The organism is Streptomyces sp. NPDC101234, from assembly GCF_044767525.1.
GTDB classification, from domain to species: Bacteria; Actinomycetota; Actinomycetes; order Streptomycetales; family Streptomycetaceae; genus Streptomyces; species Streptomyces sasae.
The window spans coordinates 16,734-30,505 of record NZ_JBIWOA010000049.1; the positions used below are offsets into that span (position 1 = coordinate 16,734).

Here is a 13,772-nt window from a genome sequence, read left to right on the forward strand (position 1 = left end):
GCCCGGTGCCGGCCCTCCCGCACCCGGACATCTCTCATCTCCCTCCGTTCCGATGCCGGAGAGGCTCCTTCATGCCCCGGAAGTCCACCCGCCTCACCTTCGCGGTCCTCGCGACCGGTGCGGGCGTGTTCTCCATGCTCCAGTCGCTGGTCGCACCGGCCCTGCCGACCGTCCAGCACGCCCTGCACACCTCGCAGTCCACCGCGACCTGGGTGATGACGGCCTATCTGCTGTCCGCCTCGGTCTTCACCCCGATACTCGGCCGCGCCGGCGACCTGATCGGCAAGAAACGCACCCTCGTCGCCGTCCTGGTGACCGTCCTGGCCGGCTGTCTCCTCGCCGCGCTCGCGCCGAACATCGGCGTCCTGATCGTCGCCCGGGTGGTCCAGGGCGTCGGCGGCGCCCTGTTCCCGCTCTCCTTCGGCATCATCCGGGACGAGTTCGCCCCGGCCGAGGTCAGCGGCAGCATCAGCAACCTCTCCGCGGTGATCGCGGCCGGCGGCGGTGTCGGTATCGTGGCCGCCGGCCCGATCGTCTCGGCGCTCGACTACCGCTGGCTGTTCTGGATCCCGGTCGCCGTGGTCGCCGCGACCGTCGTCATCGCCGCCCGCTACGTCCCCGAGTCGCCCAAGAGGGCCGAGGGCAGCGTCAGTTGGCTCGGTGCCGCGCTGCTCTCCGCCTGGCTGGTCGCACTGCTGCTGCCGCTGAGCCAGGCCGGACGATGGGGCTGGGGCTCGGCCAAGGTGCTCGGCCTGTTCGCCACCGCCCTCGTCCTGTTCGCCGTCTGGCTGCTGACCGAGTCCCGCTCCGCCACCCCGCTGATCGACCTGCGCGTGATGCGGCTGCCGTCCGTCTGGACCACCAACGCGGCCGCCCTGCTCTTCGGTGCCGGCATGTACGCGATCTGGTCCTTCCTCCCCGGCTTCGTCCAGACCCCCGGCTCGGCCGGCTACGGCTTCGGCGCCACCGTCACCGAGTCCGGCCTGCTCATGCTGCCGATGCTCCTCGCCATGTTCGGCTCGGGCATCCTCGGCGGCCGCCTCGAACCCCGCGTCGGCGCCAAGGCGCAGCTCACCGCAGGCGCCGCACTCGGCGCGCTGGCCTGCGGCTTCCTCACCCTCTGGCACGACGAGCGGTGGCAGATCGGCGTCGTCGCGGGCCTGTTCGGCCTCGGTATCGGCCTGGCCTTCGCCTCGATGGCCAACCTCATCGTCGGCAGCGTCCCGCCCGAGCAGACCGGCGCGGCGACCGGTATGAACGCCAACATCCGCACCATCGGCGGCTCCATCGGCGCCGCGCTCACCAGCGTCCTGGTCACCGGCCGGCTCCAGCCCTCCGGACTGCCGTACGCCTCCGGCTACACCCACGCCTGGGCCCTGCTCACCCTGTTCTGCCTGACCGCCGCCGGTGCCGCGCTCCTCGTCCCGGTCCGCCGTGCGAGCCGGGTCACCGGCCCGGTCGCGGAAGGGTCGGCAGCAGCACCCGTACGCGTACGGTAGTGTTGACCTGCGTGATCACGCGGAACCTACCGCGTGACTCCGCAGCGGGACGTGGCGCAGCTTGGTAGCGCACTTGACTGGGGGTCAAGGGGTCGCAGGTTCAAATCCTGTCGTCCCGACTGGAGACAGTCGTAGATCAGGGCCGGTTTCGGCGGTATCCGAAACCGGCCCTTGAAGTGTGCGGAACAGATCGGCACGAAGATGTCCACCTGGGGCACTGATCTGCGGTGCGACTCCGGTTGCGCCTTGCTGCGTAGGTGAGTCCTTCGGTGTCTTCCAGGGGCGTGCCGCGCTGTGCGGCCCGCGCCGGAGGCGAGACATCGCGCACTGGCGGTCATCGCCTCATCGCACCCGCTGCGCGTACGGAGCGACGGTGATGCTGTCGATCAGCGGTGCGTAGCCGGAGCGGAGCGGCACGCCGGGGAAGGTGTCCGACGCATGGCCGGCTCCGTCGAAGTTCGGCAGTTCCTCGGAGCGGAAGGTGATCGTGTTGTGTCCCTGCTCCAGCGGGACCGCGACGGTCAGTTCCCAGAAGTTGTTCTGGTGGAAGCTGTGCGGGAAGCCGACACGTAGCGCCCCGGCGTTGTTGACGGTGATGTCGGCGTGGCGGGCCAGTGGGTCCGGGTTGTAGTGGGTGGCTTCGGCCTGCTCGGGGTTCGAGTAGCGGACGCGCAGCGCGTGCAGGCCTCTCCGGTCCGCGGCGACGGTGAAGGTCGCCGTGTTGCCGTTGCCGGGTTCCCCTCCGATGCCGGTGATCGCGGTGCCGCCGGTGGCCAGGGAGAGGGACGTGAGCGTGGCCGAGCCGGCGAGCTCGGCGGCCCGCGCCTCGTACGTACGGGCCGGGAGCGTGCCCTGCGAGGGCGTGACCGTGACGCGGTCGACGAGGGTGGTGGACGAACCTCCGGTCAGCGACACCTTGTTGATGCCGCCGGAGAGGGAGACCGCGACCGCGCCGCCGCCCTTGCCCAGGTGCAGGACGTCGTGCCCGTTGACGGAGAGCCGGGCCTTCGAGCCGCCGAGGGTGTCGACCCGCACGGTGGCCTCGCGGTCGGCGGGCGAGTGGACCCAGAACGTGGCCGTCTGGTCCTTCGCGAGCCGCGCCGCGCCCGAGCCGGTGGCGGGGACTGCGCCGGCTCGCTCCGGCAGGCCGTAGACGGGCCGCGCCCCGCCGCCCAGCCAGGCCAGCTCACCCTCGTACACCTGGGTGGCCGCCGAAGTCTCCGGCAGGGAGAGGACGAGGCGGTCGACGATGGCGTCACCCTTGGTGGCGCGCCTGCCGTCCAGGCTCCGTGCGGCGAGCGTCAGCGTGTGCCGGCCCTCCGCGAGGCGGACCTCGGTGTCGGTGTGGTCCCAGACCACCCACTTGTGGCCGAGCGGCAGATACAGCTCCTGTTCGCTGTCCGCCGCACCGTCCACGCGCAGGAAGACGTTGGTGGGGCCCTGCTCCCGCACCGTGTCGTGCGTGTTGAGGGAGTTGGCGAAGACGCTGAGGTCGTAGCCGCCGTCCTCCGGTACGTCCACGGTGAAATCGAGTACGACGTCCGAGCCGGTGCGCAGGCCGCCCACGCTGTAGCCGCCGGAGGTGTAGAACTTCGACACGTCGTGCGGCGAGCCCTCCGGGCCGTTTCTGGAGTACCCCGACCCGGTGTGGGCGGCGTCCTCCGCCTCGTACGACGCCTGCCAGCGCACGGGCGGTGACTGCGTGCCCTTCGCCTCGCCCGCCGGGCTGAGGACGATCTCGTACGCGGAGGACTCCTTCAGCCCCGGCAGCACTCCGCCGTCCCCGAAGCCGAAGGCCACCGTGCCGTCCGCACCGACCTTCAGGTTCGTCTCCGTGAGCAGCCTGGGACCGGCGGAGTCGCCCAGCTGTCCGCTCCACTCGATCTCCCGCACCCAGGCGTGCACACGGTCCCCGAGGACTCTCCCCGGTACGCCCGCGAAGGTGATGTGGCCCGCTCCGGCGGAACCGCCGAAGAGCAGCCGGGCCTGCCGCTTCCGCTCGTCCAGTGTGGCCACGCCCTGCATGGTGTAGTTCTCGCCGGGGAACGGCGGGTTCACCCGCACCGTGTGCCCGCTCATCGAGGCGTAGGAGTGCAGCAGCCACCACTGGCCGTTGCCGCGGTTCGACTGCACCGCGGAGTCGGAGAGGTTGCCGTCGATGTTCCAGTACGCGATGTCGGCGTCCACCTTGGACTCCTCTATGGCGGACACCCACTGGATCATCTGGCCGGGGACCGAGGTGTGGTAGTTGAAGGCGTACTCGTTGATGTTGACGGGGAGCCGGGTGCCCTCGCGGTCGGTGTCCCGGAACAGCTCCTTCTCCCACGCCCGGTACCTGGCGACGCTCTCGCGCACCGCCTCCGGGTGGCTCAGCTCGTGCCAGGTGACGACGTCGGGGAGGGTCCCGGCGGCCAGGGCGTGGATGAGGAAGCCCCGCACCTGGTCGTACAGGACGCTGGTGTTGGGTCCGGCGATGCGGGCGCCGGGCATCCTGCCCTTGACGAGCCGGTGGACGTCGTCCCAGGCGGCGAAGTAGCCGGCCGGATCGTCGAGCCAGCCGACCCTGTCGTAACTCCACTCGCCGGTGCCGAACATGTTGCCCTCGGGCTCGTTGAACGGCACGAAGACGATGTTGTCCTGGTACCGCTCCGGCAGCCGCAGGACCTGGTCCACCTGCTCGGCGATCTTCTCCTTGTAGAGCCCGAGCTTCTCCTCGGGGGTGTCACCGGGCCACTGGTACGGGAAGCCGCGGTGGATGTCGGTCAGGTAGATGTACACGTCGCCGTCGGTCGCGTCGGCCAGCGGCCCGACCACCTCCAGCGCGTCGGCGCCGGGGTGCTGCGGACCGTCCTGGGCCTTGGTGGAGACGGTGCGCAGGCCCATGCCCTCGATGAGCCTGTCGGTGGGGACGCCCGGTCCGTACAGGCCGTAGAGGGTGCCGGAGGCGCCGCCGTGGAAGGCGCCGGTGTCCGAGCCGAGGTCGACGGTGAGCCGGCCGTCGCGGACCGCGGTGGGGGGTGCCTGGGCAACGGAGGGCATAGATCGCGTCCTCAATCCGTGAGTAAGGGCTCTTCAATCCGTGAGCAAGGGCTCGTCGCGCCGTGACCTGGGTTCTCCCCGCCGGTCCGACTGTCGAACCGGTTCGGTCACGCGTGGTGCGGCGGTCCGGCGGCGGGTGCGGGGATGGTCGTTTCGTCCGTGGTCTGCGCGGCCGGTCCCCGTTCTCTGTGTGTACGGCATCGTCGAACCGGTTCGGCGAAGCTAGCACCGGGTCATCCGGTCGGCAATCCCTCCGGCACGAGGAACCGGCACTTGTCACGGCGGTCCGGGAACCGCGGTCCGAGGTGTTGACAGCGGTACGGGCTGTTCCTACCGTCACTTAACGCGAACCGGTTCGAACGCCGGGCCGCCTCTCCTCGCCTTCCCTTCCACCCGCACAACCGGCACGGACCCTCCCGGTGAGGTGTCGAACCGGTTCGAACCAGGAGTCGCCGTGAACATCGGTGAGATCGCCCGGCGGGCCGGTGTCTCGCGCAGCACCGTCTCCTACGCGCTGAGCGGCAAGCGCCCGGTCTCGGACGACACCCGCCGCAGGATCCAGCAGGTCGTCGACGAACTGGGCTACCGGCCCAGCGCCAGCGCCCGCGCCCTGGCCAACGGGCGGACCAGCACCATCGGCCTGGTCTTCCCGCCGGCCGGGAACCACTACACGGGGATGCAGCTGGATTTCATCGGCAGCGTGGTGGAGGCCGCCGCGGCCTACGACTACGACGTGCTGCTGTCGCCCAGCGGCGTGGACAGCGACCGGTCCTTCCAGCGGCTGCTGGGGGAGCGGCGGGTCGACGGAGCGATCCTGATGGAGATCCGGCTGGAGGACGACCGGGTGGACCATCTGACCGCCCTGGACTTCCCCTTCGTCGCCATCGGCCGGACCGCCCGGCCGGACGGCGGCTGGTGGGTGGGTCTCGACCACACCGCGCTGGTGGAGGCGTGCGTCCACCACCTGGCGGACCTCGGCCACCGCCGGGTCGCCTTCGTCAACCGTCCCGGGCAACTGCTGCGCAGCGGCTACGAGTCCGCCCACCGGGGCCTGGACGGCTTCACGAAGGCCGCGGCCGAGCGCGGGCTGACGGCCCGTACGTACTGCTGCGGGGACGAGCCGGCCGCCGGCGAGACCTGTCTGCAACAGATCCTGCACGACGACCCGGGTACCACGGCCCTCGTCACGATGAACGAGGCCGCGCTGGGCGGCCTCTACCGGGGCCTTGCCCAGGCCGGCCGCCATGTGCCGCGCGACTTCTCCGTCACCGGGGTCGTGGCCGGCCGCTGGGCGGAGACGGTTACCCCGCCGCTCACCGCGGCGGACGTACCGGCCGAGGAGATGGGCCGGCGCGCCGTGGATCTGCTGGTGGAGCGGCTCGACAACCCCGCGGCACCGCCCCGGCACCACCTCCTCGTACCGCCCGTCTCGCTGCGGGCCAGCACCGGGCCCTGCACGACTGCCTGACCGCTGCCCCGCCCTTCTCGTCACCTCTCGTCACCTCTCGTCACCTCTCGTCACCTCTCGTCACCTCTCGTCACCTCTCGTCACTTCACGTCGGTTCTCGTCACCTCGCCTCACCTCACGGGACGCTCCGCCTGCCCGCCAGGGCCGTTCGGCGTGCCCGCACTCACCTCACTGACCTCACCGTCACGGCCGGCGGCGCCCGCATGCCCGGATCGTCGGCACCCGCATGCCCGGAACGTCGGGCACCCGCGCCTCCAGAACAGAGGAACCCTCGATGAACAGCACCTCCACAAGACGCCTGACCGTCGCGACCCTGACCGCCCTGGCCGTCGTCGGCACCGCCACCGCCTGCGGCTCCGGCTCGGGAAGCGGCGGGACGAAGGCGGCGGACAGCGGCACGTACACCGTCTGGGACCCCTATCCGCAGTTCGCCAAGGGCTCCGCCTGGGTGAAGCTGCTCGACGCCTGTGGCACCAAGGCCGGGGTGAAGATCAAGCGGACCGGCTTCGACACCAGCGACCTGCCGAACAAGGCACTGCTCGCCGCGCAGCAGGCCAACTCCCCGGACGTCCTCGTCGTCGACAACCCCGTGGTGTCGACCCTGGCCGAGGCGGGCGTGCTCACCACCACCGCCGACAACAAGCTCGACACCTCCGCCGTGGACCCCAACCTGCTCGCGGCCGGCCAGTCGGGCGGCAAGACCTACGGCACCCCGATCGGCGCCAACACCCTTGCCCTGTACTACAACAAGAAGGTCCTGAAGGCGGCCGGGGTGGACATCGCCTCGGTCAAGGACTGGCCGTCGCTGACGGCGGCGCTGGAGAAGGTGAAGAAGGCCGGCAAGAAGGGCATCACGTTCTCCGCGATCGGCACCGAGGAGGGCAGCTTCCAGTTCCTGCCGTGGTTCTGGGGCGCGGGCGCGAACCTCACCGCACTCGACTCCACCCAGGCCGTCTCCGCGCTGTCGCTGTGGAAGGGCTGGCTGGACAAGGGCTACGCACCCAACTCAGTGCTCAACAACACCCAGACCACCAGCTGGCAGGAGTTCGCGACCGGCGACTACGCGTTCAGCGAGAACGGCACCTGGCAACTCGCCAACGCGAAGAAGGCCGGACTCGACTACGGCGTCCTGCCGATCCCCGGCGCCGCCTCGGGCACCGCCCCCGCCCCGACCGGCGGCGAGTTCGTCACCATCCCGGTCCAGGGCGACACCGGCCGCTACGCCACCGCGCGCAAGCTCGCGACCTGTCTGACCAGCACCCAGAACCTGTACGACACCGACACCACCCTCTCCTACGTCGCCCCCACCGCCGAGGTCCAGCAGAAGCAGGTGGCGGCCGACGCCGGGCTGAAGCCCTGGGTCGAGGCGGTCAAGGCCGCCAAGGGGCGCACCAGCGACGACCTGGGCACCAAGTACCCGAAGATCTCCGAGCAGTTGTGGAAGGCCGTGCAGTCCGCACTCAGCGGCTCGAAGTCACCGAAGGACGCGCTGGACGCCGCCCAGTCCGCCGTCAAGTAGCCGCATTCCGGAGCCTGTTGATGAGTCACACGACGCAAGTGGGGCGCCGTCGGCCGGTGCCCGCACCCAGCGGCACCGTCCTCCCTCGGGCCGGGCGCCGTGCCCCCTCCCCGCAGTGGGCCGCCTGGGCCTTCCTCACCCCGGTCACTCTCTACCTCGCCCTCTTCTACGCCTATCCGCTCTACCGCAATCTCGACCTCAGCCTGCGCGACTACACCGTCAGGTCCTTCGTCCAGGGGGACGCGCCCTTCACCGGACTGCGCAACTACCGGACCGTCCTCGACGACCCGACCTTCGCCCCGGCCCTGCTGCACACCGTGGTGTTCACCGTCGTGTGCCTCGCCTTCCAGTACGCCATCGGCCTGGCCCTCGCGGTCTTCTTCCACCAGCACTTCCGGCTCTCGGCCACCCTGCGCGCCCTGTTCCTGGTGCCCTGGCTGCTGCCCCTGATCGTGTCCGCCTCCACCTGGTCGTGGATGCTCAACAGCGACTCGGGTGTCGTCAACTCCGCCCTGCACACCGTGGGCATCGGCCCGGTGAACTGGCTGACCTCGCCGTCCTGGTCACTGGCCTCGGTGATCATCGCGAACATCTGGATCGGCGTCCCGTTCAACCTGGTCGTGCTCCACAGCGGCCTGCAGTCCATCCCGGCCGGACTGTACGAGGCCGCCGCCCTCGACGGCGCGGGCGCCTGGCGGCGCTTCTGGAGCATCACCCTCCCGCTGCTGCGTCCGGTGTCCGCCATCACCCTGCTGCTGGGGCTGGTCTACACGCTCAAGGTCTTCGACATCATCTGGATCATGACCAAGGGCGGCCCGGCGGAATCGTCCACGACCTTCGCCACCTGGTCCTACCAGCTCGGCTTCGGCAACCTGCTGCCCGCCTTCGGCCCGGGCGCGGCCGTCGGCAACCTGCTCGTCGCCGCCGCCCTGGTCTTCGGCCTGGTCTACCTCCGGGTCCAGCGCAGACAGGAGGCGTCGTGAACCGGCACAGTCGAAGGACCTGGGGGAAGACCGCCGTCGGCCTCCTGCTGACCGGGATCATGCTCTTCCCCGTCTACTGGATGCTGAACGTCTCCTTCACCCGCGAACAGGACATGCGCAAGAGCCCGCCCGACCTCCTGCCGCTGCACGGCACCCTGGCCGGCTACCGCGCCGTCCTCGCCGAGCAGTTGCCCTACCTCGGCACCAGTCTCGTCATCGGCCTGGGCACCGTCGTCCTGACCGTCGCGCTGTCCGCTCCCGCCGGCTACGCCCTCGCCAAGCTGCGCCCGCGCGGCGGCGGGGTCCTGAGCTTCCTCCTGCTGGCCGCCCAGATGATCCCCGGGATCATCATGGCGATGGGCTTCTACGCCGTCTACCTTCAGCTGGGCCTGCTCCAGTCCGTGCCCGGCCTGATCGTCGCCGACTCCACCCTGGCCGTCCCGTTCGCCGTGCTCGTCTTCACCGCGTTCATGTCCGGCATCCCCGGCGAACTGCTCCAGGCGGCGCGGACGGACGGGGCCGGGCCGCTGCGCACCTTCTGGTCGATCGTGCTGCCGATCAGCCGCAACGCCGTCGTCACCGTGTCCCTGTTCGCGTTCCTGTGGTCGTGGTCCGACTTCGTCTTCGCCTCCACGCTGGTCAACGGCGGCGCCCACGAGCCGATCACACTCGGCATCTACCACTACATCGGCAACAACAACCAGGAGTGGAACGCCATCATGGCGACCGCTGTCGTGGCCTCGCTGCCCGCCGCGGTCATCCTCGTCCTCGCCCAGCGCTACGTCGCCGCCGGCGTGACCGCCGGTGCGGTCAAGGACTGAGCCGCTTCCCTCTCGACGCCCCAGCGCCGCCGAGCCGTCCGCACCCCGGTCGGCCGGTCACTGCCCCCTGCTGCAGAATCGAGTCGCCCTTCATGACCGCCGTCCGACCCGGTCCGGCCTTCTCCGTCCACGACATCCCGTTCAGCACGTACGGATCATGGTTCGGCATATCCCCCGTGGTGGCCGAGAAGACGTACGCCGACGATCTCCACCTCGTCTCGCACCAGAACGGCATGCACGCCGTCCTGCGCCTGACCCCCCTGGACCCGGCCACGGGGGACCGGGCGGAGACCCGTGTCGAGGCGACCCCGGCCCTGCTCGGCTGGGCCGGCACGAGCGGCCGTATCGACCTGGCCTACGGGGCGCCGGACACCGTGCGGCTGCGGGGGAGCGGCCTGGGCGTCAGGGTCGCCGCGGCCGCTCCCGCCCTGACGCCGTTCAGCGGCACGTACTTCTTCCGCGATCCGGCGACGGACGCCCACGTGTTCACGTCGTACGAGACCGGCCGCCGCTACCGCGTCACCGTGGTGTCCGGCACCCTCGCCGAGACGACGGGCGCCCAGGCCCTCGGTCGCGCCGACCGGAGTCTGGTCCTGACCGCGGCGCCGGGCGGGGTCTGGGAGATCGCGATCGAGGAACTCGACACCGCCCGCCCGCCGTTCACGGCCTCGGCGAGCTTCGACGAGGTGGTCGAGGCCGCGCGGGGCGCCTTCGCGGACTTCGTCGACCGGGTCGCCCCATGGCGCTCGTCCGCCACTCCGGCCGCCGAACTCGCCGCCTACGTCCTGTGGTCGGCGACCGTACGCCCCACGGGACTGGTCACCCGGCCCGCCGTACTGATGTCCAAGCACTGGATGGACAAGGTCTGGAGCTGGGACCACTGCTTCAACGCCCTTACCCTGGCGCCCGGTTGCTCCGAACTGGCCATGGACCAGTTCGCCCTGCCCTTCGACCACCAGGACGCGAGCGGCGCCCTGCCCGACTCGGTCACCCACTCCGAGGTACTCCACAACTTCGTCAAACCGCCCATCCACGGCTGGGCCTTCGGCCTGCTGCGCCGCCGACTGCCGACACCGCTGGACGAGACCGAACTCACCAGCACGTACGAACAGTTGGCGCGCTGGACCACCTTCTGGCTCACCGCACGGCGCGCCCCCGGATCCGAACTGGCCCACTACCAGCACGGCAACGACAGCGGCTGGGACAACGCCACCGTCTTCGACCCCGAGCGGGTCGTCGAGACCGCCGACCTGGCCGCCTTTCTCGTCCTCCAGCTCCACGAACTCTCCCAATTGGCAGGGGAGTTGCGGCGGCCTGACGAGAGCAGGCACTGGCAGCGGACCGCCGCGGAGATCCGGACGGCGCTCCTCACGGAGCTGTGGACCGGAGACCGTTTCGTCACCCGGTCGGTCGCCACCGGGGACACCTGGAGCAGCGCGAGCCTGCTCGACCTGATGCCCGTGGTGCTGGGCGAGCACCTGCCCGGCGAGGTCAGCAGCGCGCTGGCCGACCGGATCAAGGCCCACCTGACGCCGTACGGCCTGGCCACCGAACTGCCCGCCTCACCGCACTATCTCGCCGACGGCTACTGGCGCGGCCCGATCTGGGCGCCCGCGACCGTCCTGGTCGAGGACGGCCTGCGCCGGGCCGGTCACCACCGGCTGGCGGACGAGATCAGTGCCCGCTTCCGCGCCCTGTGCGAGACCCATGGCTTCGCCGAGAACTTCGACGCCGTCACCGGCACGGGTCTGCGTGACCGCGCCTACACCTGGACCGCCGCCGGCTACCTGCTGCTGGCCGAGGCCCACGCACACCGAGAGGGCCGCCGCTGAGCGGCCGTCTCCCGCCCCGCTCCGGGGCCGACCGGGCCCCGGTTCATCCCCCCGAGGAGCCGCACGATGACCTCGCCCGCCATTCTCCCCAGACCCACCACCCGCCTGCGGCGCCGGGCAACCGCCTCCGTCGCCGTCCTCCTGACCGCCCTCGCCGCCACCCTGCTGCCCGCCACCCCCTCGCGGGCCGCCAACACCAGCGTCACCGTCGACTTCGCCACCGCCGGAGGCGCCCCCACCTACCACGCCTCCGGAATGATCTACGGTATGACGCCGGACGGCTCACTCCCGCAGGACCACTTCTTCACCGACATCAAGTGGCACTTCATGCGGGCCGGCGGCGCCCAGCTCAACAGCGGCGGCTACGCCACCAGCCTCGCCGACTACCAGACCCGCTGGGCCTCCACCCTCGCCCAGTACAGGCGGACCGTCGCCCTGGGCGGCACCTTCGTCCTGCTGCCGCACGACCTGTGGGGTGCCGACGGCACCACGAGCCAGGGCTGGCCCGGCGACAACGGCGACTGGACGCAGTTCGACGCCTTCGTCACCCAGCTGATCAGCGACGTGAAAGCCAACGGCATGACCGTCGAGTGGGACCTGTGGAACGAGCCGGACGGCAGCGGCTTCTGGGGCGCGTCGCAGACGCAGTACCTGCAGATGTGGTCGCGCTTCTACGCCAAGGTCCGGGCCGCGTTCCCGAGCCAGCTCATCGTCGGTCCCAGCACCGCCGGCCAGCCCAACTCCTCCAACACCTGGTGGACCACGTACCTGTCGTACGTCAAGGCCAACAACGTCGCGCCCGACATCTACAGCTGGCACGACGAGCCCGGCGACCCGGTCACCGACGTCGGCCGCGCCGACTCGACGCTCGCCGCGGCCGGCCTGACCAACACCCGTGCCTACCAGATCAACGAGTACGCCACCCTGTCCATGCAGTCCCCGGGCGGCGGCGCCTGGTTCATCGGCCGACTGGAGCGGGCCGGTGCGGACGGCCTGCGCGGCAACTGGGCCTCCGGCACCGGGCTGCACGACGACGAGGCCAACCTGCTCACCAAGAACAGCGCGGGTCAGTACCTGCCCCTGGGCGAGTGGTTCATGTACCGCTACTACGGCTCCCAGAGCGGCAACATCGTCAACCTCGTCCCCGGCACCAACACCGACGGCCTGGCCACCAAGGACAACACCGCGAAGAACGCGAAGATCCTGCTCGGCAGCAACGGCAACACCGGGACCGTCACCGTCAACCTCACCGGTCTGAACACGACGTCGGTGGTGGAGAGCGGCAAGGTCCGCGCGGTCGTCCAGCGCGTCCCGTACAACAGCGGCGCCGCGGTGACCGGTCCGGAGACCGTCGCCGACACCACCCTGACCGTCAGCGGCAACGCGGCGTCCCTGTCCATCCCTTGGACGACCGCCCAGGACGGCTACACCGTCACCCTGCTCCCGCCGTCGAACACCACCGTCTCCACCGTGGCCGTGAGCCAGAACAGCAGCCAGTGCCTGGACGACACCGGCCTCAGCACCGCCGACGGCACCCAGTACCAGCAGTACTACTGCGAGGGCGGCTACCAGCAGATGCTCGACCTCAAGCCGGTGAGCGGCACCACCAACACCTACACGGTGGTCGACGAGCTCAGCGGCAAGTGCCTCGACGTCTCCGGCGCGTCCACCGCCGACGGCGCCGCCGTCATCCAGTACACCTGCAACGGCGCCACCAACCAGCAGTTCACCCTGAGCCCCGTCACCGCGCTCGGCAACAGCCACGACTACCAGCTGGTCGCCGTGCACAGCGGCAAGTGCGTGGACGTCTCCGACGTCTCCACCGCGCCCCGCGCCCTGGTCCACCAGTGGACCTGCGACGCCGCGAGCGTCCTGACCACGAAGAAGAACCAGATCTGGCGCCTTCTCGGAAAGGCCTGACACCTCTCACCGGGCGGTCGCCGCACGCTGATTCCGTGACATCGGCGGCGACCGCCCGAAATCCTGTTGTCAAATCTCCATCGACGTAGGATCTTGGCCGTTTCCATCGTCCGTTCTGTCAGTGGCCCTTTCCACGAGTGTCCCGTCGCATCGAGCTGTGGCTTGGCGCATTGATCTGTGTGTCGGCCTTGCGGTGCGGGGGCCGAGACAGGTTTGAGTGAGACGGTGTCCCGCTTTGAGGTGGCTCTTGTCTCGTTGCACGTGGCTTGTCGCAATCCAGTGGACATCGTCCTGGTGTGGAAGACGAGGGGGAGCCGCTGAGCGGCAGGGACAGGGGTCCAGGACGCCGTCGAAGGTGTCACCGACGCGGCTCGGTTCATCACCCCGCTGCTGCACTGACGTCGCACAACCGGCAGGTGCGTCTCCCGTACCCGACTCACGGACTCCTCTGACCGGCCGCTGTAACTGGGCGTCAAAGGGGCGCAGGTTCGGATCGTGTCGTCCCGACTTGTGCACCGGTTCTCCGTGAGCACTCCCCGAATTCGACGTAGCCCCTCGGATATCGCGGGAGGGCGCCCGTTTCTTGTCTCTCCCGTGGGTCGCTGAATCCGGTGCGGCCGACACCGGTGCATGATGGCGACCGAAGATCCGGAATGTCCGGCGAACACGGAACGCCTGCGCAAGGGAGACC

General features: G+C 70.2%; 8 protein-coding genes and 1 tRNA gene. 8 read left to right on the forward strand and 1 reads right to left on the reverse strand.

The window, feature by feature from the left end:
* Positions 1-71: 71 nt before the first annotated feature.
* A complete protein-coding gene (locus tag ACIRR9_RS49400) occupies positions 72-1,499 on the forward strand; it encodes an MFS transporter (RefSeq protein WP_403766561.1) in 1,428 nt (475 codons plus the stop codon).
* Positions 1,500-1,544: 45 nt separating this feature from the next.
* Positions 1,545-1,618, forward strand: a tRNA-Pro gene (locus ACIRR9_RS49405).
* A 223-nt stretch (positions 1,619-1,841) separates the two neighbouring features.
* On the opposite strand, the gene ACIRR9_RS49410 is transcribed toward ACIRR9_RS49405, so the two are convergent.
* Positions 1,842-4,538, reverse strand: a complete 2,697-nt coding sequence (locus ACIRR9_RS49410; RefSeq protein ID WP_403766563.1) for a cellulosome protein — start codon at positions 4,536-4,538, stop codon at positions 1,842-1,844.
* Positions 4,539-4,992: 454 nt separating this feature from the next.
* On the opposite strand from ACIRR9_RS49410, the gene ACIRR9_RS49415 reads away from it, so the two are divergent.
* The 6 genes from ACIRR9_RS49415 (at position 4,993) to ACIRR9_RS49440 (ending at position 13,081) form a co-directional block, all read left to right on the forward strand.
* Complete coding sequence (locus tag ACIRR9_RS49415; protein WP_403766566.1) at positions 4,993-6,006, forward strand: LacI family DNA-binding transcriptional regulator; 1,014 nt, start codon at positions 4,993-4,995, stop codon at positions 6,004-6,006.
* Between the two features lie 274 nt (positions 6,007-6,280).
* The gene (locus ACIRR9_RS49420) at positions 6,281-7,525 is read left to right on the forward strand and encodes an extracellular solute-binding protein (protein WP_403766569.1); all 1,245 of its coding nucleotides are present in this window, start codon (positions 6,281-6,283) and stop codon (positions 7,523-7,525) included.
* Positions 7,526-7,545: 20 nt separating this feature from the next.
* A complete protein-coding gene (locus ACIRR9_RS49425) occupies positions 7,546-8,508 on the forward strand; it encodes a carbohydrate ABC transporter permease (protein ID WP_403766572.1) in 963 nt (320 codons plus the stop codon).
* Complete coding sequence (locus ACIRR9_RS49430; RefSeq protein WP_403766575.1) at positions 8,505-9,329, forward strand: carbohydrate ABC transporter permease; 825 nt, start codon at positions 8,505-8,507, stop codon at positions 9,327-9,329. The genes ACIRR9_RS49425 and ACIRR9_RS49430 overlap by 4 nt, the downstream gene beginning before the upstream one ends.
* Before the next feature lie 92 nt (positions 9,330-9,421).
* The gene (locus ACIRR9_RS49435; protein ID WP_403766578.1) at positions 9,422-11,161 is read left to right on the forward strand and encodes an amylo-alpha-1,6-glucosidase; all 1,740 of its coding nucleotides are present in this window, start codon (positions 9,422-9,424) and stop codon (positions 11,159-11,161) included.
* Positions 11,162-11,227: 66 nt separating this feature from the next.
* Entirely contained in the window at positions 11,228-13,081 is a 1,854-nt protein-coding gene (locus tag ACIRR9_RS49440) for an RICIN domain-containing protein (RefSeq protein WP_403766581.1), read from the forward strand.
* Positions 13,082-13,772 lie beyond the last annotated feature (691 nt).